At 70.4% G+C, this 18066-nt stretch carries 18 protein-coding genes and 3 pseudogenes; 5 read left to right on the forward strand and 16 right to left on the reverse strand.

All coding sequences use genetic code 11. The features are described 5' to 3' along the window. Nucleotides 1-1397 (forward strand): annotated as a pseudogene (locus FVS66_RS13390) (response regulator); the annotation flags it as partial. Nucleotides 1398-1481: 84 nt separating this feature from the next. On the opposite strand, the gene FVS66_RS13395 reads toward FVS66_RS13390, so the two are convergent. The 7 genes from FVS66_RS13395 to FVS66_RS13425 form a co-directional block, all read right to left on the reverse strand. Further along, on the reverse strand, nt 1482-3131 hold the full coding sequence (locus FVS66_RS13395; protein ID WP_149181419.1) for a long-chain fatty acid--CoA ligase: 1650 nt from the start codon (nt 3129-3131) through the stop codon (nt 1482-1484). A gap of 147 nt (nt 3132-3278) precedes the next feature. Further along, nucleotides 3279-3824, reverse strand: a complete 546-nt coding sequence (locus FVS66_RS13400) for a SigE family RNA polymerase sigma factor (RefSeq protein ID WP_149181420.1) — start codon at nt 3822-3824, stop codon at nt 3279-3281. 221 nt (nt 3825-4045) lie between these two features. Continuing rightward, nucleotides 4046-5209, reverse strand: a complete 1164-nt coding sequence (locus tag FVS66_RS13405; RefSeq protein WP_149181421.1) for a lipid-transfer protein — start codon at nt 5207-5209, stop codon at nt 4046-4048. After that, nucleotides 5206-5724, reverse strand: a complete 519-nt coding sequence (locus FVS66_RS13410) for a MaoC family dehydratase (RefSeq protein ID WP_149181422.1) — start codon at nt 5722-5724, stop codon at nt 5206-5208. The genes FVS66_RS13405 and FVS66_RS13410 overlap by 4 nt, the downstream gene beginning before the upstream one ends. A gap of 2 nt (nt 5725-5726) precedes the next feature. After that, a complete protein-coding gene (locus FVS66_RS13415) occupies nt 5727-6638 on the reverse strand; it encodes a bifunctional MaoC family dehydratase N-terminal/OB-fold nucleic acid binding domain-containing protein (RefSeq protein WP_149181423.1) in 912 nt (303 codons plus the stop codon). 190 nt (nt 6639-6828) lie between these two features. Beyond that, nucleotides 6829-7134 (reverse strand): hypothetical protein, encoded by a 306-nt coding sequence (locus FVS66_RS13420; RefSeq protein WP_149181424.1) that lies wholly within the window; start codon nt 7132-7134, stop codon nt 6829-6831. Between the two features lie 261 nt (nt 7135-7395). Further along, entirely contained in the window at nt 7396-8232 is an 837-nt protein-coding gene (locus FVS66_RS13425) for a DUF817 domain-containing protein (protein WP_149181425.1), read from the reverse strand. Nucleotides 8233-8338: 106 nt separating this feature from the next. Between FVS66_RS13425 and FVS66_RS13430 the strand changes: the two genes are divergently transcribed. Further along, nucleotides 8339-9352: an aminoglycoside phosphotransferase family protein gene (locus tag FVS66_RS13430; protein WP_262386978.1), complete on the forward strand. Its 1014-nt coding sequence runs from the start codon at nt 8339-8341 to the stop codon at nt 9350-9352. 158 nt (nt 9353-9510) lie between these two features. On the opposite strand, the pseudogene FVS66_RS13435 reads toward FVS66_RS13430, so the two are convergent. Beyond that, nucleotides 9511-9660: pseudogene (locus tag FVS66_RS13435) on the reverse strand (IS5/IS1182 family transposase); the annotation flags it as partial. Nucleotides 9661-9689: 29 nt separating this feature from the next. Next, nucleotides 9690-10301 (reverse strand): lytic polysaccharide monooxygenase auxiliary activity family 9 protein, encoded by a 612-nt coding sequence (locus tag FVS66_RS13440; protein WP_149181427.1) that lies wholly within the window; start codon nt 10299-10301, stop codon nt 9690-9692. A gap of 307 nt (nt 10302-10608) precedes the next feature. Between FVS66_RS13440 and FVS66_RS13445 the strand changes: the two are divergent. Then, nucleotides 10609-11014 (forward strand): annotated as a pseudogene (locus FVS66_RS13445) (transposase); the annotation flags it as partial. Between the two features lie 489 nt (nt 11015-11503). Here FVS66_RS13445 and FVS66_RS36560 read toward each other — a convergent pair. Next, nucleotides 11504-12574, reverse strand: a complete 1071-nt coding sequence (locus FVS66_RS36560; RefSeq protein ID WP_149181428.1) for an ice-binding family protein — start codon at nt 12572-12574, stop codon at nt 11504-11506. Between the two features lie 247 nt (nt 12575-12821). Here FVS66_RS36560 and FVS66_RS13455 point away from each other — a divergent pair, with 247 nt between their 5' ends. Continuing rightward, a complete protein-coding gene (locus FVS66_RS13455; RefSeq protein WP_149181429.1) occupies nt 12822-13226 on the forward strand; it encodes an NUDIX hydrolase in 405 nt (134 codons plus the stop codon). A gap of 80 nt (nt 13227-13306) precedes the next feature. Here FVS66_RS13455 and FVS66_RS13460 read toward each other — a convergent pair whose 3' ends face one another. The 6 genes from FVS66_RS13460 to FVS66_RS34985 all read right to left on the reverse strand — a co-directional run bounded on the left by FVS66_RS13460 (nt 13307) and on the right by FVS66_RS34985 (nt 16525). Further along, a complete protein-coding gene (locus FVS66_RS13460; protein WP_149181430.1) occupies nt 13307-14023 on the reverse strand; it encodes a hypothetical protein in 717 nt (238 codons plus the stop codon). 13 nt (nt 14024-14036) lie between these two features. Beyond that, nucleotides 14037-14711, reverse strand: a complete 675-nt coding sequence (locus tag FVS66_RS13465) for a pentapeptide repeat-containing protein (protein ID WP_149181431.1) — start codon at nt 14709-14711, stop codon at nt 14037-14039. A gap of 66 nt (nt 14712-14777) precedes the next feature. Further along, on the reverse strand, nt 14778-15041 hold the full coding sequence (amcA, locus tag FVS66_RS13470) for a multiple cyclophane-containing RiPP AmcA (protein WP_149181432.1): 264 nt from the start codon (nt 15039-15041) through the stop codon (nt 14778-14780). Next, nucleotides 15019-16131 carry a cyclophane-forming radical SAM peptide maturase AmcB gene (amcB, locus tag FVS66_RS13475; protein WP_149181433.1) on the reverse strand — a complete coding sequence of 371 codons (1113 nt, stop codon included), beginning with the start codon at nt 16129-16131 and terminating at the stop codon, nt 15019-15021. Before amcB ends, amcA begins: the two co-directional genes overlap by 23 nt. Before the next feature lie 23 nt (nt 16132-16154). Then, the gene (locus FVS66_RS13480; protein WP_149181434.1) at nt 16155-16355 is read right to left on the reverse strand and encodes a hypothetical protein; all 201 of its coding nucleotides are present in this window, start codon (nt 16353-16355) and stop codon (nt 16155-16157) included. Next, nucleotides 16352-16525, reverse strand: a complete 174-nt coding sequence (locus FVS66_RS34985; protein ID WP_187645515.1) for a hypothetical protein — start codon at nt 16523-16525, stop codon at nt 16352-16354. Before FVS66_RS34985 ends, FVS66_RS13480 begins: the two co-directional genes overlap by 4 nt. A gap of 186 nt (nt 16526-16711) precedes the next feature. Here FVS66_RS34985 and FVS66_RS13485 point away from each other — a divergent pair, with 186 nt between their 5' ends. After that, complete coding sequence (locus FVS66_RS13485) at nt 16712-17932, forward strand: helix-turn-helix domain-containing protein (RefSeq protein WP_149181435.1); 1221 nt, start codon at nt 16712-16714, stop codon at nt 17930-17932. Nucleotides 17933-18066: the final 134 nt, after the last annotated feature.

The following is an 18066-nucleotide window of genomic DNA, read 5'->3' on the forward strand; positions in this document are numbered from 1 at the left end:
GCCGCCGCCGCGCCGCCGCTCCGGCGCCAGCTGCCGCTCCGGCCACTCCGGCCAGCCCCGGCACGCCCAACGCCCCCGGCGTGCCCACCGCCCCCGCGACCCCCGCCGCCGGTACCGCCACCCCGCAGGCCGACGCGTCCAACTCGACGCAGGGACGGGCGTTCAGCGTGCGCACCCTCGGCCAGGGCGTGCCGTTCGCGCAGCAGCAGCAGCAACAACAACAACAGCAGCCGCAGCCGCCCGGGCCGCCGCCCCAGCACCACACGCCCGCGCATGGCACCACCGGCTCCGGGCGGCGCCGGAAGCTGGCCACGCCCGCCCCGGAGACCGACCCACAGCCCGCGGCGGCGGAGGCGGAGGCGGCCACCCCGACGGCGCCCGCACCGGCACCGGCAACCCCCATGCCCGCCGCGCCCACGCCCACGCCCACGCCCGCGCCCACCCAGGCCCCGGCCCCGGCGGCCCCGCAGCCGCACGTCCCGGGCGCCCCCCAGGCCCCGACACCCCCGGCCCACCAGCGCCTCGCCGGCACGCCCGCCCCCACCGAAGGCCGCGCCTACGAGATAGGGGCACCGGACGCGGGTGCCGACGAGGGCCCCGAGCCGCTGGACGGGCCCGGTGGCGCCGTCGAGGTCGCCAACGAGCCGCAGCCGCAGCCGGTCGACGACGAGCTCCCGCCCGAGCCGCTGGACAACCCCCGCCGGCTCCTCGTCTGGCCGGCCCCGGACATCGCCACGCAGCAGGCGCTCAGCGACCGCGGCTACCGGCCCGTGATCGTGCACTCCCGCGAGGAGGTGGACGCGCAGATCGCCGCCTTCCCCGCCGCGCTGTTCGTGGACCCCCTGACCGGACCCATCACACGCACGGCCCTGCAGGCGCTGCGCCAGGCCGCGGTCGCCGCCGAGGTGCCGGTGCTGTTGGCGGCCGGGCTCGGCCAGGCGACGCGGGAGGCCGCCTACGGCGCCGACCCCGCCGTACTCCTCAAGGCGCTGGCCCCGCGCGACAGCGAGCAGCACCCGTCGCGGGTCCTGCTGATCGAGGAGCACGAGGAGATCGCGCACGCGCTGACGGCGGCGCTGGAGCGGCGTGGCATGCAGGTGCAGCGGGCGGCGGCGGACACCGACGCGGTGGTGCTGGCGACACAGCTGCGGCCCAACCTGGTCGTCATGGACCTGATGCAGGTACGGCGCAGGCGTGCCGGGATCATCGACTGGCTGCGCGCGAACGGCCATCTGAACCGTACGCCGCTGGTCGTCTACACCTCGGCGAGCCTGGACGAGGCCGAGCTGCCGAAGCTGGCATCGGGCGAGACGGTGCTGTTCCTGGCGGAGCGGTCCACGAGCGCCGAGGTCCAGTCGCGGATCGTGGACCTGCTCGCGAAGATCGGTACGAACTGACGACGGAGGGGCGGGGCGTCCGTGAATACGGACGCCCCGCCCCTCCTCACCTCTGCCGGTACGCAGCCCTCATCGGTCCGGATGTCAGAGCCGGGCGACCTCCAGCTCCCCCTCCGCGTACTGCTTCCTGATCACCTTCTTGTCGAACTTCCCGACGCTCGTCTTCGGCACCGCCGGGACCATCGCCCAGCGCTCGGGCAGCTGCCACTTGGCGATGCCCACCTCGGCGAGGAAGTCCCGCAGGGCGGCGTAGTCGGTGGCCGTGCCGTCCTTGAGGACGACGGTCGCGAGCGGGCGCTCGCCCCACTTCTCGTCGGGAACGGCGACGACCGCGGCCTCGGCGACGTCCGGGTGGCCCATCAGGGCGTTCTCCAGATCGACCGACGAGATCCACTCGCCGCCGGACTTGATGACGTCCTTGGCGCGGTCGGTGAGTGTGAGGAAGCCGTCCGAGGTGATCACGCCGACGTCGCCGGTCTTCAGCCAGCCGTCCGCGCTGAACTTGTCCTCGGGGCGGAAGGGCTCGCCGGACGCGCCGCCGTAATACGCGCCCGCGATCCACGGCCCGCGCACCTCCAGCTCGCCCGCCGACTCGCCGTCCCAGGGCAGGACGTCACCGCCGGGGCCGATCAGCCGCGCCTCGACGCCGGCCGGGAAACGGCCTTGCGTGACGCGGTACGGCCACTCCTCCTCGGCGGTCAGCCCGGCCGGCGGGTTCGCGATGCTGCCGAGCGGTGAGGTCTCGGTCATGCCCCAGGCGTGGCAGAGGCGGACGCCCAGCTTGTCGTACGCCTCCATGAGGGAGGGCGGGCAGGCGGCGCCGCCGATGGTGACGGTGGCCATGGAGGAGATGTCGCGCGGGTTCGCGGTGACCTCGGCGAGGAGGCCCTGCCAGATGGTGGGGACGGCCGCGGCGTGTGACGGCCGCTCCTTCTCGATCATCTCGGCGAGCGGACCCGGCTGGAGGAAGCGGTCCGGCATCAGCATGTTCACGCCGGTCATGAAGGTGGCGTGCGGCAGGCCCCAGGCGTTGACGTGGAACTGCGGTACGACGACGAGGGTGGTGTCCTTCTCCGTCAGGCCCATGGACTCGGCCATGTTGACCTGCATGGAGTGCAGGTAGATGGAGCGGTGCGAGTAGACGACGCCCTTGGGATCGCCGGTCGTGCCGGAGGTGTAGCACATGGCAGCGGCCTGGCGTTCGTCCAGCTCGGGCCAGTCGAAGGTGGTGGGCCGGCCGGCGATCAGCTCCTCGTAGTCGTGCACACGGGGCGCCACGCCGTCGAGGACCGAGCGGTCTCCGGGGCCGGAGACGACGACGTGCTCGATGGTCGGCAGGTGCGGAAGGAGGGGGGCGAGGAGAGGAAGGAGGCTGCCGTTGACGAGGACGACGCGGTCGGCTGCGTGGTTGACGATCCAGACGAGCTGCTCGGGCGGAAGACGCAGGTTGAGCGTGTGCAGAACGGCGCCCATGGAGGGGATCGCCAGGTACGCCTCGACATGCTCGGCGTTGTTCCACATGAGGGTGGCGACCCGGTCGTCCCCGGTGACACCCAGCTCGTCGCGCAAGGCGCCGGCGAGCTGGGTCGCCCGGGCGCCCGCCTCGGCGAAGCTGCGGCGGTGCGGCTCCGGCTCGCCGGTCCAGGTGGTGATCTGCGACTTTCCGTGGATCGTCATCCCGTGGTGGAGGATGCGGGTCACGGTCAGTGGTACGTCCTGCATGGTGCTCAGCACGGCGTCCTCCCGGTGGGCGCTCGCTCGCGGCAGTTAGGTGTGCAGATTCTGCGCACATACCGAGCGGTATGTCACTACCCAGGAGTAGGTCGTTTCACGTGAAACATCAATCCGTGCCCTCGCTTGTGCGGCCGCACCGGCCTGGCGTCACCGCACCGGCGACAGCTCCGGGTCGTCCCGGAGTTTGCCCAGCGCACGGGAGACGGCGCTCTTGACCGTACCGACGGAGACCCCGAGCACGGCCGCCGTCTGGGCCTCGCTGAGGTCCTCGTAGTACCGGAGGACGACCATCGCCCGCTGGCGGTCGGGGAGCCGCATCACGGCACGCCACATCGCGTCGTGCAGGACCTGCCGGTCGGCCGGGTCCGTCTCCGGCACTCCGTACGGCTCGGGCAGCTCGTCGCAGGCGTACTCGTCCACCTTGCGCTTGCGCCACTGCGACGTGCGCGTGTTGACGAGTGCACGGCGCACATAGCCGTCGAGTGCGCGGTGGTCCTCGATGCGCTCCCAGGCGACGAACGTCTTGGTGAGAGCGGTCTGGAGCAGGTCCTCGGCGTCGCTCGGGTTCGCGGTCAGCGACCGGGCGGTGCGCAGCAGGACGGGGCCCCGGGCCCGTACGTACGAGGCGAAGGACGGGTATCCGGTGGCGGCCGTGGAGGCTCCGGCGCAGACGGGGCCATTAGTCGCGGTCATACGGACCACGCTAGAAGCGGGGACCCCTGCCGGGATCGCCCCCAGGTCGCGAAACGGGGTCCCCCTCAGGTTGTAGGGGCAGCCCGAGCCACACCTCCTGAAGGTGGATGGGAGGGGGCCACCTGGTCAGGGTTCCGAAGGCGGGCACGGGCCGCGGCGGGGGCCATGCGGCGGGGTACCCGGGCGGCGGCTCCACACCAGGGCGGCGCTCCCGCGGATGCTCAGGGGGAGGTCAGGACCAGGCCGGAGGTCGGTACGCCGGTTCCGGCCGTGACCAGGGCGGCGGCCGCGCCCGGCACCTGGTTGACGGCGGTGCCGCGGAGCTGGCGTACGGCTTCGGCGATGCCGTTCATACCGTGGAGGTACGCCTCGCCGAGCTGGCCCCCGTGGGTGTTGAGGGGCAGGGTGTCCGCGGCCACGAAGTCCGCGGCCTCGCCGGGCGCGCAGAACCCGTACTCCTCCAGCTGCGTCAGCACGAAGGGCGTGAAGTGGTCGTACAGGATCGCCACGTCGATGTCGGCCGGGCCGAGCCGGGCGCCGCGCCACAGCTGCCGGGCGACTACTGCGGCCTCCGGGAGGCGGGTGAGGTCGCCGCGGTAGAAGCCGGTCATGGCCTCCTGGGCACGGCCGGCTCCCTGGGCGGCGGCGGTGATCAGGGCGGGCCGGTGCGGCAGGTCGCGGGCGCGTTCGGCGGAGGTGACGACGAGGGCCTGACCGCCGTCGGTCTCCTGGCAGCAGTCGAGGAGGCGTAGGGGCTCGGCGATCCAGCGGGACGCGGCGTGGTCGGCGAGGGTGATCGGCCGGCCGTGGAAGTGGGCGGCCGGGTTGCGGGCGGCGTGACGGCGGGCGGTGACGGCGACAGGGCCGAAGGCGGTGGGTTCGAGGCCGTACGTGTGCAGGTAGCGGCGGGCGCCCATCGCGACCCAGGAGGCGGGGGTGAGCAGCCCGTACGGCATGGTCCAGCCGAGGGCGACGCCTTCGGCGGACGGCTCGCGGCGCTGGACGCCGGAGCCGAAGCGGCGCCCGGAGCGCTCGTTGAAGGCGCGGTAGCAGACGACGACCTCAGCGAGGCCGGTGGCGACGGCGAGGGCGGCCTGCTGGACGGTGGCGCAGGCGGCACCGCCGCCGTAGTGGACTCGGGAGAAGAACGACAGCTCGCCGATGCCGGCCGCCTGCGCGACGGTGATCTCGGGGCTGGTGTCCATGGTGAAGGTGACGAGGCCGTCGACGTCGGCGGGGCTGAGGCCGGCGTCGTCGAGGGCGGCGCGTACGGCTTCGGCGGCGAGGGCGAGTTCGCTGCGGCCGGAGTCCTTGGTGAACGCGGTAGCGCCGATGCCGACGATCGCCGTGCGCCCGCCGAGGGTGTCGGGTGCGCGTACGCTCACGGCTCCTCCGTCGCGGCGAGTACGGCGGTGGCGGTTGCCGTGGCGGTCGTGGCGGTGACTGCGGCGGTTGCCGTGGCGGTGACGTGGCGGCCGCGGGAGGTGTCGCCGACGACCCGTACCTCGGTGGTGCCGTCGGCGTGGACGGCCGTGACGGTGCCGGTCAGCGTGAGGGTGTCGCCCGGGTGGCAGGGCGCGCCGAGACGGATGGCGACCTTGCGGAGGCGGGCACGCGGGCCGAGGTGGTCGGTGACATACCGGCCGACGAGCCCGTTCGTCGTGAGGATGTTCATGAAGATGTCGGGTGAGCCCTTGGCGCGGGCGGCCTCGGGGTCGTGGTGGACATCCTGGAAGTCACGGGAGGCGAGCGCGCCGGCGACGATGAGGGTGCGGGTGACGGGGACGGCGAGCGGCGGGAGTTCACGTACGGGCGCGGGCGTGGCCGTGGGCACAGGAAGGGCCGTGGGCTCGGGAACGGGCGTGGGCTCGGGCTCGGGCTCGGGCTCGGGCTCGGGCATGGTCAGACCTCCGTCGCGGCTGTCGCGTGGAAGACGGGGAGGGTCAGCTCGTCGTCGAACCGCTGGAAGCGGAGCCGTACGGGCATCCCGACGCGGACCTTGTCGTACGGGACGCCGACGACGTTGCTGACGATCCGGACTCCCTCGGCGAGCTCGATGAGCCCGACGGCGTAGGGCGGGTCGAAGGCGGGGAACGGCGGGTGGTGCATCACCACGTACGAGTGGACGGTTCCCTCGCCGGTCGCCCGGACGGTGTCCCAGTCGGGTGAACCGCAGTCGGCGCAGCCGGGCAGCCAGGGGAAGCGGAGCGTGCGGCAGGCTCGGCAGCGCTGGATGAGGAGCCGGTGCGCGCGTACGCCGTCCCAGAAGCCGGCGTTGTCGCGATTGACGACGGGCCGGGGGCGGAGGCCGTCGGGTGACGTCCGCCCGGCGGGCCGGTACTTGAGGATGCGGAACCGGTGGACGCCGACGAGTTCGCCGCCGACCGTGATGTCGGTGCGGGTGGTGAGGAAGTACCCGGTGCCGAGCCTGGTCGTCTTGCGCGGGGACACGGACTCGATGACGGCGTCGTACGCGGGGGTGTCGCCGGGGCGGAGGTCGCGCAGATACTCCTGCTCGCAGTCGGTCGCGACGACGGCGGTGTACCCGGCGTCGTCCAGGAGGCGGAGGAGCGCGGAGTACGGGGCCGAGCGCGCGGCGCTGCCGGAGAGGCCGCCCATCGTCCAGACCTGGAGCATGGTGGGCGGAGCGATGGCGTCGGGCCCCCGGTAGGCGGGATGGGTGTCGCCGAGGACCTCGCACCAGTGGCGGATCATGGGCGCGTTGACGGGGTCCTTGGCGAGGCCGCCGGTCGCGGCGGGGCGGCCCTGGTAGGGGGAGATGTGGGCGTACAGCTCGTCGTCGTCCTCGGCCATGAACCTGACTGTCCGTCAGATAGCCCGCGACCGTCAAGACGTGGACACCGCGACATCGCCGGGACGGGACGGCGGGCGGCCCGCACACCGGCACACCAGGACGGCCGGCGGCCCGCACACCGGTACCGAAGTACCGCCGTGCGGGCCGCCGCCGTTCACCCCTCCCTCGTGACCCCCGTCGGGCCGCAGCTCACCACAGGTGGGTGAAGTTCACCGAGGCGTTCCCCTGGTCGATGACCGTCCAGCCGAAGCCGTTCACGCTCGCGGTGTTGTTCTGGTTGGAGGCGCCCGAACCCGTGGCCACCTGTTGAGTGGTGGTCGAGTTGCCTGAATTGTCGCCGGCCACGCCGCTGCCGATGATGCCGGCGACGGAAGCGTTCGATCCGTCGTTCGCGAATCCGCCGTTGTCGGCCTGCGCCACACCCGTGAAGAGGGCGGCGACCAGCGGAAGCGCGGCGACAGCGGCGAGGGTGCGAGCGGTACGGATGCTTGCCATGGATTCCTCCAGGAATCGGAATGCAGAAGCGCCTGATCACTGAACTACGGCTGTTGCCAGGGAAGTTGGCCGACCACCCCCGGCGGTTCTCGACGTCGCGGATCAAGACTTGCCCACCGAATCCCCACCCAACCAGACCTGACGGTCCAATTCCCCCTAAAGCGTGATGACAAGTCGATAAACCTGCTTCATTACTTGGAAACAAACAAGAGTGGCTCAACAGCAGGAAGAGAACTATTTCTGCTGATTTTCAGCCGATCTTCACGCCGTGGCCGTGCCACCCGCTGCCGTGCCACCCGCTGCCGTGCCGCCACCCGGCGCGCCGTCGTCGCGCGGGCGTGAGGCCCGTCGGGCGCGCTCGACGAGTACGAACGTCACGCTGATCAGCAGCGCCCACGCCCCGAACTTCGACAGGGCGACCGGTTGCCAGCCGTCCAGCTGGTGCGGGTAGCTCCAAGCGCCGACGTATGTGGCGGCGTTCTCCGCGACCCAAAGGAAGAAGCCGATCAGGACGAAGGCCAGCCCGAGCGGCATCCGGTAAAGCCGCTCGCCGACCGTGAACCGCACCCACACCCCGGCCGTCACCACCAGCAGGCCGGCGGCGAGCGGCCAGCGGACGTCGGGCAGCCAGTGATGGGTGAAGAAGTTGACGTACACGGCGGCCGCGAGGGCGGCGGTCGCGGTCGCGCGGTACCCGGAGAGGCGCAGGTCGAAGAGGCGCCAGGCCCGGCAGACGTAGCTCCCGACCGCGGCGTACAGAAACCCGCCGTACAGCGGCACTCCGGCGATCTTCGTGACGGCGTCCTCCGGGTAGCTCCAGGAGCCGAGCTGCACCTTGACCAGCTCGAAGAGCAGCCCGATGACATGGCAGGCGGCGATCACGCCGGTGTCGCGGGCGGTGTCCCAGCCCACCCAGCGGGCGACGACGGCGAGCAGCACGCCGTACACGAGGACCAGGTCGTACCGTGCGACGGGCAGCTCGGGGAGGAGGCCGGAGACAGCGATCCCGCCGACGAGCGCCACGGCGAACGCGCAGCAGCGGAACTGGAGCAGCCCGAAGAGGAGGAGCTGCCGTATCGCGCCAAGGGTCTTGTCCATGGCCGGAAAGACGCGTGCGGGCAGTCCGCGGTTTTGTTCGGGACTGTCCCGCACCGTCGCCGGCCTGTTCCGGACCGCGTGGATGGGATGGATAGTCTCCGTGACCATGACATGGGGCGGGGGCACCCGGCGGTGGGTGGAGAAGCATCTGGACGGGCCGGCTGACCGGATCGAGTCGGTCGAGCGACTGCGGGGCGGCTGGACGGCGGAGATGCGGCGGGTGCGCGTCGCGGGCGGGGCCGGGGCCGGGGCGTACGACCTGGTCCTGCGCTCCTTCGTGAAGCCGTTCTTCGTACGGCACGCGGAGGGCCTGCTGAACCGGGAGGCGGCTGTTCTACGGCTGCTGACGCCGACGGACGTGCCGGTGGCGGAACTGCGGGCGGTCGACGCGACGGCGGCGCACTGCGAGTACCCGTCGCTGCTGATGTCTCTGCTGCCGGGGTCGGTGCGGGTGGCGGAGGACGGCGGGGCCGGAGGGCACGGCGGGCACGGCGGGCACGGCGCGGACGACGGAGACGGCGAGGCCGGTGCCCGGGCGGCGCTGCTGGCGCGGCAGCTCGCCGGGATCCACCGCGTGGAGGTCCCGGAGGCGGCGCGGCCGCGGGCGTACCAGGCGTGGACGGCGCCGGACCGCGTACGGATACCGGAGGGGACCGCCCGGCGGCTGCTGTGGGAGCGGGCGGTCGATGTCATACGCCGCGACCCGCCCCCGCACACCCGCTGCTTCCTTCATCGGGACTTCCACCCGGGGAACGTCCTCTTCACCGGCACGGGCGCCGGCCTGCGCATCACGGGTGTCGTCGACTGGGTGGAGACTTCCTGGGGCCCGGCCGACCTGGACGTGGCCCACTGCTCGACCGCGCTGGCCCTTCTGCACGGCACGGACGCGGGCATGGGCTTCGCCGACCTGTACGCCGAGTCGGGCGGGGCCCTGTCCCCGGACCCCGCGTCCCACCTGTACTGGCGACTCCTGGACGCCCTGGCCTACGCCCCGGACGCGGAGAAGGTCGCGCTGCCGTGGCGCGAGCTGGGCCGTACGGACCTCACCCCTCAGGTTCTGACCGAGCGCCTGGAGACGTACCTCGAGGCACTGCTCACCCGCTACGGACCAGGCGCATGAACGACATGCCCCGACGGCGTTCCCGGCGTCAACCCTGACGGATCCACGCCCCACCCGACGCAGCGATGCAGCGACGCACCGACGCTCCGCGGCACCGGGGCACCGGGGCACCGGGGCACCGGGGCACCGGGGCAGGCCCGGCACGAGCGCGCGGCTGGAGCGAACCGGGTCTTGTCGCTGTCGCAGCCGCGGTCCAGGTTCACGTGGGCTTGGCCAGGAAGGCCGCCGACCCGCTGGTCGGCGGCCTTGAGTGTGGGCACGAGCTGCGGAGAGTCGTGGCGGTCGGCTCCGGCGGAGACGATGCCGAGCGTGCCCGCACATCTACTGCCGAGCACTCCTACTGCTTGAAGTTCACATCCATCACCTGGTAGAAGGCATGCCCCGTGTCGGCGACCTCCCACACGCCAAGGACCACGTGATAGCCGGAACGCTCCGGCAGCCTGATCGTGTGCGGCTTGTCAAGGTGCGGGTCGGTGGAAGCATCCGGCATTTCCCAGTGTGGCTTATCGCCATACGGCTTGTACGTCGCAAACGGCTCGGGCTCGAACTGATCGCGGCTCAGCGGAGCACTCGGGTCCCAACCTTCCTTGGTCACGAAGTAGTTGTAACGGCGGGTCCTGTGCTTCTGCGAGAAGTTCCACTGGAACGGAACTTCGGCGCCTGACTGAAGATCAACCTTCGGCCAGTCCCGCACCTCATCAAGCACCGCAGCGTCCGGCTCACTTCCGCCACTGGCAATCTGACCGTCCGGCGGCACCGGCTTAGGTCCGCTCTGGGCGTCCGTCGGCGCTTCCGGGTCCGTCAAACCGATCTTTGTCGCCGGAAAGAACTTACCCGCTTCAAGCCCATTGGACGGCCAACCACCATTGAACTCAATGTCGGCGCGAGAGCGAGGATGCATGAGCCACCCGTGCGCGGGAGCGACCTCACTGCGATTTTCCACAGCCATTTCCATCTCCTTCACTGTCGAGGCGCTGGGCCACGGTCATGGCTACTCAGCGGACGGAGTACACGGCGTATGGAATGTCACCTGTTCCCTGCCGGACCTTGATGCCGTCGTGTTCCACCAGACACGCACGCTGCACTGACCGCCTCTTGGGCGCGGTGAACGGGTGACACCCCACCGCTCGCCCGCACGCGCCGCCCCTCTCTCCGACCGCCGGCCCTTCGCGACATACACGGGGGCTGGAGTGCCGCTGAACTGGGACGATGGGACTTGCCTAGGGTCCTGTTCGCCGCAGAGCTGCTCTCCTCAGGTGAAGGAGCGTTTCGGGTCGTACCCACGTGTGCGTGTCGAGGGCGACGGCCGTGTGCGGTGACGCAGGCCGGTGCCGTGCTGCTGGTCGAGACGGCTCACAAGACCGGCCTGGACGCGGCGATATCGGCGGCGCCGGCACCGTGGCGCAAGCCGCGGACAGTGCACGCTCCGGGCAAGATCCTGCTGGACGTCGCGCCAGCGGTCGCACTCGGCGCGGACTGCCTGTCCGATGTCTTCGAGTTCCGGGCCGAACCGGCCGTCTCCCGTCTCATCGACACCCTCGCCGCGGACGGCAAGCGCGCCTGGGCGCGATCCGCACCGCCCGCGCCGAAGTACGCGAGCATGTCTGGACGCTGGCCGGCCATTCGGCGCCGGACGCCGACGGGCAGGTGATCGTAGAGCTCGCCTCCGCCCACCTGGGGGCGGGGCGGGTGCGGCGTACCGGTCCCGGCCCCCTTCTCGGGGGTCGTGGTCCACACGGGGTGCGCCGGCTGTCTTCAACGCCTCAGGGCCACCGCTCCGATCAGCACCCGGTCCGATGCCGGTGGCGATGTTCGGCGAGGGCTGGACAGATGCCGCCACGCGATCACCCGGCCTGAACTACTCGCGACGTCAGAGAAGTTGTGCCCTCACCCAATGCCTGAGTCCGAGGAGAAGGGAACGGTGCGAGCACGTGTATGCCACGCCGCGGGCCGGGATGTGCAGCGCGGCTGCATCGCGCTGGACGCCCGCGACCAGCCCACCACCACGCTGACCGGGGCCCTGAGCCGGTCCTGACACAGTCAGCGCGCACATCCGGCCCGACCGGCCCCGGCCACTCGCTCTGCATGCCAACAGCACCGGCCCCGACGTAACCGCGCCGGGGCCAGAACCGCAACACTCGTAGTGATCTTCTAGCTCTTGTGGTCGGGGTGATGGTGGCCATCGCCCTCGTGGCCAGGTTTGGACGGCCTAGGGGGCTTGGACGGCTTGGGAGGCTTGGACGGCCCAGGGGGCTCGGAGGGCCCAGGGGGCTCGGAGGGCCCAGGAGGCTCGGACGGGCCAGGAGGCTCGGACGGGCCAGGAGGCTCGGACGGGCCAGGAGGCTCAGACGGCCCAGCAGGCCCAGACGGCCCAGCAGGCCCAGACGGCCCAGCAGGCCCAGACGGCCCAGCAGGCCCAGACGGCCCAGCAGGCCCAGACGGCCCGGGCGGTCCGGGCGGACCTGTCATGCAGACCGCCCTCGTGATCACGTTGTTGTCCAACGTGACCGCACCATTACGCGCCAGCGCCCGACCCTCGATCGCAGCGTTCGTATTCACCGTGACGGACGTCAGGGCCAGGATATTGCCCTTGAAGAAGGAATTCGTGTCGAGGGTGGCCGAGCTTCCCACCTGCCAGAACACGTTGCAGGCCTGCGCTCCGTTGACCAGCAGGACGTTGCTCGCCGGCGCCGTGATCAGAGTGGAGCCGATCTGGAAGATGAAGACGGCGTTGGGGTCACCCTGGCCGTCAAGAGTGACCGTCCCAGTGAGATTCAGCGACGACGAGGCGCTGTAGACGCCCGGCGTCAGCGTGAGTCCGCCGATGTCGCCCGGGGAGGTCAGGGTGGTAGTCGGTGCTCTGCTGGCCGCGTCGTTGTAGGCGATGGTCAGGTCGGACTGGGCCTGAGCGGCGGCAGCATCGGCGACGTGCTGCACTCCGTTCACGATTCCGGGCGGAAAGCCCGTCACCGAGGACCCAGGGCTGACTCCCAGGTCGCCGTTGACGACCGTGGGGTCCGTATTCGTGACCGTTGAACCAGCCAGGACCGCGTAACTCATCGCGGTCCCCAGTCCCACCGGGGCCTCAGCTGCGCTCGCAAGTTTCGAGATCAAGGTGACCGACATCAACAGCGCGACCGCAGGCAGCATGACGACAGTCGCTCTGAATCTCAGTTTTCGTCGTCTGCCAGGAGGGGCGGAAGGGGTGGCATCCACTGCCATGGACCAGTCCTTTCTTGTCGCCGTTGACCGCAGTCGCCAGGCTTCCGAGCACCCGCGGCAGCTCAGTCAGGTGGCTTCCGCTGAGCTCGCAACACATCTCACGCAATCAAGACATACCATCACTTACCTGCAGTAATTACATCTACACATAAGAGAGGCGCATTGAGGCCGAAAGAGTGGTGATGGCGTGGTGTCGCCCTGCCGACGGGGATGCCCAACGGATCACCCGGGCCATCGGCTCAGCACCATGGCGACACAACACTCCGTCGGCCCTGGGGTCCTGATGGTGTGGCGGCACCCCTTCATCACGGACTCGTGGGCCTGGGAACTACCCATGGGCCTGGTCGAAGCCGACGAGACCCCCGGCGAGGCTGCCGCCCGTGAAGTCCTCGAGGAGACGGGCTGGCGTCCGGGCCCGATGAAGCCGCTCGTCTACGCCGAACCTGCGAACGGCATCACGGACTCCCAGCACCACCTGTTCCGGGCCGACGGAGCCACGTACGACGGGCCGCCGACCGAGAAGAACGAGTCGGACCGCGTCGAGTGGATCCCACTGGCGAACATCCGGGGCATGATCGACCGCCGCGAGATCGTCAGCAGTGGCTCCTTCGTCGGCCTCCTCTACGTCCTGATGGACGAGGGAATCCGCTGACAGGAACGGCAGCAATTCACATGGACGGGCCTCGAATCGTCACCCTGGGCTGAGAGAGGTAGGGGCGTCTCCCACAGACCCTAGATCAAAGACGGCAGGGTCCCCGACGCCCAGCGGCCGAGCCAGAATGCGGCAGCTGAGGAGTGGTCCTGCCCTTCGGTGGAGCCGTCGTGCAGCAGGTACTCGGTGGGGGCGATGTAGCCCTCTCCGGGCGCGAGGCGGATGCGGTGGACGCGGATCGGGTGACCGGCGGCCACGTGCCTTCGGTAGTCGTCGGTGTCGGGGTAGCGGTACGCGTAGTCCTCAGGGTGTACCGCCCGGCACACGGCCTGTGCGTCGAGTGTGGCGACGATGAGGTACCGGGTGCCCGGTCCCAGGTTCAGGGCGAGACGGCGCCGGCCCCGGGGCTTCTGCCCGTAGATCAGCTTGTCCCAGTTGTCGAGGTGCATGCCGATCAGACGGCCGTCCTGGTAGTTCTCGGTCGTCGTGATCATGTTGGGCTTGGAGAGGGCCTGTCCTAGGTACTGCGCGTCGTCGTCGCACAGTGGCCTCGCCAGATGCTCCAGGCCCTCCTCGCTCGGAGCGGGTGGGCGGACGATCTCCACGAGCGTGGTGGCCGGTGTCCAAGCATGGACGGCCAGCGAAAGGCCGTCCGCCTCCGTGAGTGGCTGCCACAGGCCGGACGGGACCACAGACCCCTCCTCGTATGCCGGGTCCTGCTTCGTCGTGCGAACCGTGGCCGTCTCGCACCGCTCGCGCAGGGCATCCAGGTCGTTGAACGAGATGTGCAGGGGCACGTGGTCCTCCTGGTCAGTCGTCTCCGATGGTGATGCCGAGTTCGTTCACGAGGGCCTGGGCAAGGTCCGTCTGCTGGCCGGGGTCGATGCGGACCTTGGCCAGGTTGGCGACGCCCCGGATCTGCGAGAGGTCGTTGCCGCGGAGATCGGTCTCCCGGTACCGGCCCCCACCGAACTCGGTCAGCTTGAGCCCGCAGTCCGAGAAGACGGCGTCGGACAGGTCGCAGTCGGTGAACGTGACCTCGGTGAAGGCACAGCCGACGAAGGCAACGGGGCCGGTGGCACGCACCTTCTCGAAGCTGGCGTAGTCGAAACGGCACTTCTCGAACAGCACGTCGTCCAGGACCACGCCGTCCAGCGCGGCGCCCATGAGCTTGCAGTCGCGGAAGTGGACCCGGGTGAGCTTGCTCTCGCTCCAGCGGACCGAGCCGAGATCACTGCTGGTGATCTCGACGCCGTGGAGGTTCAACGCCTCGAACTCGACTTGCTTCGCGCGGACATCGCTGACCCGGCCCGTGATGAGCTGGATTCCGGTGAGGGCGAGCGAGCGCAGGTCCACGTCCCCGTACGCGAAGTCCTGCACGGAGCCGCGGGGGCTGTCCAGCGTCTCGACCACGGACAGGTACAGGCCCGGCTCATCAAGGTCGGGGGTAGTCACGGTGATGTGGCCGAAGGTACGGCTGGCCATGGTGCTCCTTCAACGTGGTGCCGGGGCGGCCCTGCCGGTGTCGCCGACAGGGCCGCCCCCTCCGGGCTACTTGTTCTTCCAGTTGTCCCAGGTAGGACGGTTGTCGAACACGGGCGTGGGGTTGTCCCAGGTCGGCCGGTTGTCGAACGTGCCGGCGACGTGCTGGGCGTGGGTGGCCTCCGCGGCAGGGCGGTTGCCCCAGTCGGCGTTGGTCCAGGCGCTCTCCCAACGGGCGAGGGCCGTGGTGCCCGCGGCCTCCAGGAGGGACGCGAATCCCGGGGCCGAGTCCATCACGAGCGCGGTGGCGTCAGGGGCGATGTTCGCGGACATGTCGTGTGACTCCTTCGAGTAGGGCGATCTTGGCGGTGGTGCAGTACCGGGTCCTGGTGCCGTCGAACCGGCCGTCGTGCTCGAAGTACCGGTTGGCCGCGTGGGCGCCTCCGCAGAACGCGAAGGTGGGGCAGGTGGCGCGACAGGCGTCCACGCCGTTCCAGAACTCGGTGATCCAGGGGGTTCGCTCCTCGGCCTCGGCCACGAGGACATGCAGGCCGGTGTGGAGCACGTTGCCGGTGGCGAAGTCGCCGAACCGGCTGTCGTTGAACCCGGCCAGCTCCGGGGACAGCATGATCACGCCTCCGTCGTAGGCGACGGTGGGCAGCGGGTCCCAAGGGGCGGAGGTCGGCATCGGGTCCGTGGCATGACCGCCCAGGACAGCCCCGGCGAAGTTGAGCACGCGTTGCACCTCGCGCAGCCGGACGACCGGGTTCGCCCGCCAGGCATCCGCGAGGGCGGTCCAGAATTCCGTTGCCCGCACGGGGTCGGCGTCCTTGGCGCCCAGGTTGACGCCTTCCTCCTCTTCGACGTTGACGCCGAGGGTGGTCACGCCCAGGTCGGCGAAGAAGTCGTAGAAGTGGCCTGCCCTGTCCGGGGCCGGGTTGGAGACGACCGCGATGGCGGAGAACGGTATCCCGTGGCGGCGTAAGCGCTCTATGCCGCGCATGATGACGCGGAATCCTGGTCGGCCGGCGAGGGTGAGGCGGTGGGAATTCATGTCCTCGGGTCCGTCGATGCTGACGCCCACGTGGACCTGGTGCTCCAGCAGGAATTCGCACCACGCGTCATCAATCAGAGCCGCGTTGGTCTGCACGGAGTGCTTCACGTCCTCGAACGGCGCCATGAGCGCGGCCAGGTGGTCGCGCCCGGCTGCGAGCGGCTCCCCGCCGTGCCACACGACCTCGAACCTCGGGTTCGCCGCGGACCACTCGTTGACGGGGGTGGCTACGGCCTTGGCGACCTCCACCGGCATGAGGTGCTTCATCTTGCGGAACGGCAGGTAGCAGTACGTGCAGTCCATGGGCAGACACTGCGTGGTCGGCTGCATGATCACCGAACCGGGGCGGCGGGCGAGCCGGGTATGCATCGTGCTCCTCTCGGTGCTGGGCGTCAGGCGGGGGCGATGTTGTCGGCTGCCGTGGTCCACTCGATTCCGCTGGGCGGGCGGATGTGCGCGATGCGGACCGTGCCGTGGCTGTGCAGCTCGTGGGTGACGGCGACCAGTTCGCCCTCCCTCCGGCTGGCGATGTCGCGGACCTGCTGATGCAACAGGGGGTGTTTCTCGTAGCCGGCGTGATCGACGGAGTTCACGTCTCCGTCTCCTCCGGCTGGGGAAGCTCGGCACGGCGCATGAACCTCTCCCAACCGCCCGCGGCTCGTATCCGCAGGGCCCGGCTGGGGGCACCGGGCAGAGGCTCGGGGACGGTGTACTTGCGTCCGCTGTCACCAGGGGTGCGGCGGGGAAGGGAGGGGGTGGTCATGGCCGTGCTCCTCTCCGGCTGAGGATGCAGCGGGCCACAGGTGTGCAAGGGAACGGCCCTGCGGCCAGCTGCGATGGGGAGGCACTGCCCGAAGTCGTCGTTGCTCCGGGGTGCGTTGACCACCTTGGCTGCCTCGGAATCTTGAGGCCACTGCGGCGTCCTATAGGGCCGTCCTATATTTCGGGGATGGAGCCTGAGCCGAACGTGTGGGCACACCCTGAACTGCGGGCCGCGGTAGCGGCGGAGGACTGGCCGATGCTACTGAAAATGTGGCGAAAGCTGACGCGCAGCAGCCAGAGCAGGCTCGGCGCCCTCGTGGGCTTGGCCCAACCGGACATCTCCGCGATCGAGAACCGGCGGCGTGCGGTGACCTCAGTCGAAGTGCGCCAGCGGATCATTCATGGCCTTGGCGTCCCTCTCGAGCTGCTGGGCGCCCGGCACGAGGAGCTTCCCTTACCCTCCCTCGTGCTGCCCGGTGTGGTGTCGGAGACGGACGCGGAGAGGCTGATCGCCGTAAAGCAGGGCGGCCTGCGCTTGGACACCGCCTCTCTGGACGCCATGGACGCCCTACTGGCCGCGCATCGCCGGGCGGAGGACACCGTGGGCTCACGCACTATCGCCCCGCTCGTGACTGCTCAGTTCGAGGAAGTGGCCGCCCTCTATGACCAGGCCCGGGGGCCCCTGGCAGACCGCATTGTCAAGCTCCTGGCCGAGTACGCGCAGTTTCTCGCCTGGATGGCGCAGGACCAGGACAACGCCCCGGTGGCGCTGGGATGGTTCGACCGGTCCTATGACTGGGCGCTGGAATCCGGGTACGGCGACATGGCAGCCACCACCATGAGCATGAAGGCACACCTGGCGTGGTCGCAGGGCCAGGGGCGGCGCTGTGTCCGGCTGGGTGAGGCGGCGGCATCAACGACGGGAGCGAGCGAGGCTACGAGGGCCATGGCCGTCCAGATGGCCGGACGTGGGCACGCCCTCGAAGGCGATGCCGGTGACGCGTACCGCAGGCTGGACGAGGCGCAGCAGATCATCGCAGCCGCGTCGGACGCGCCGCCGTGGCTGTACTTCTACGGCGAGTCGTGGTTCGCCGCGCAGCGCGGGATGGCCGACCTTCACCTCAAGGAATGGTCGAGATCGGCCGAGAATCTGCTGAACGGACTGGAGGGCTTCGCTCCGTCCTTCCGCAGAGACCGGGCCTGGTACGGGTCCTGCCTGGCCCACGCATACGCAGGCGCCGGCGAGGCGGAGGCCGCGCTGAAGACCTCCCTGCGCGTGATCGCCGACGCCTCCGAGATCGGCCGCCCCCACGCCTGGGGGGAACTACACAGAGTGGCGGGGATGCTGATGCGCCGCAGGGCCCCCGAGGGCCGAGCGCTGTTCGATGCCCTGGCAGCGCTGGACTGATCCCGCCCTGCGAGGCCCCGCGCCTGGGCGGCCACATGCATCAACTTACGCCCCAGGCTTTCTCGATGAGCAGCTTCAGTTCCTCGCGCCGCTGGGCCGTCGCGGATTCCGGGCGGGATCGCCAGTCGTAGTAG

This window comes from Streptomyces sp. TRM49041 (assembly GCF_008271805.1).
Taxonomy (GTDB): domain Bacteria; phylum Actinomycetota; class Actinomycetes; order Streptomycetales; family Streptomycetaceae; genus Streptomyces.

Excerpts from the sequence above, each read along its gene's own strand:
- FVS66_RS13485 (WP_149181435.1), top strand. The coding sequence starts at position 16,712 with ATGGAGCCTGAGCCGAACGTGTGGGCACACCCTGAACTGCGGGCCGCG.
- FVS66_RS13440 (WP_149181427.1), bottom strand. The coding sequence starts at position 10,301 with ATGGCTGTGGAAAATCGCAGTGAGGTCGCTCCCGCGCACGGGTGGCTC.
- FVS66_RS13415 (WP_149181423.1), bottom strand. The coding sequence starts at position 6,638 with ATGGCCGAGGACGACGACGAGCTGTACGCCCACATCTCCCCCTACCAG.
- FVS66_RS13455 (WP_149181429.1), top strand. The coding sequence starts at position 12,822 with ATGGCGACACAACACTCCGTCGGCCCTGGGGTCCTGATGGTGTGGCGG.
- FVS66_RS13430 (WP_262386978.1), top strand. The coding sequence starts at position 8,339 with ATGACATGGGGCGGGGGCACCCGGCGGTGGGTGGAGAAGCATCTGGAC.
- FVS66_RS13425 (WP_149181425.1), bottom strand. The coding sequence starts at position 8,232 with ATGGACAAGACCCTTGGCGCGATACGGCAGCTCCTCCTCTTCGGGCTG.
- FVS66_RS13400 (WP_149181420.1), bottom strand. The coding sequence starts at position 3,824 with ATGACCGCGACTAATGGCCCCGTCTGCGCCGGAGCCTCCACGGCCGCC.
- amcB (WP_149181433.1), bottom strand. The coding sequence starts at position 16,131 with ATGCATACCCGGCTCGCCCGCCGCCCCGGTTCGGTGATCATGCAGCCG.
- FVS66_RS13410 (WP_149181422.1), bottom strand. The coding sequence starts at position 5,724 with ATGCCCGAGCCCGAGCCCGAGCCCGAGCCCGAGCCCACGCCCGTTCCC.
- FVS66_RS13420 (WP_149181424.1), bottom strand. The coding sequence starts at position 7,134 with ATGGCAAGCATCCGTACCGCTCGCACCCTCGCCGCTGTCGCCGCGCTT.
- amcA (WP_149181432.1), bottom strand. The coding sequence starts at position 15,041 with ATGTCCGCGAACATCGCCCCTGACGCCACCGCGCTCGTGATGGACTCG.
- FVS66_RS13465 (WP_149181431.1), bottom strand. The coding sequence starts at position 14,711 with ATGGCCAGCCGTACCTTCGGCCACATCACCGTGACTACCCCCGACCTT.
- FVS66_RS36560 (WP_149181428.1), bottom strand. The coding sequence starts at position 12,574 with ATGGCAGTGGATGCCACCCCTTCCGCCCCTCCTGGCAGACGACGAAAA.
- FVS66_RS34985 (WP_187645515.1), bottom strand. The coding sequence starts at position 16,525 with ATGACCACCCCCTCCCTTCCCCGCCGCACCCCTGGTGACAGCGGACGC.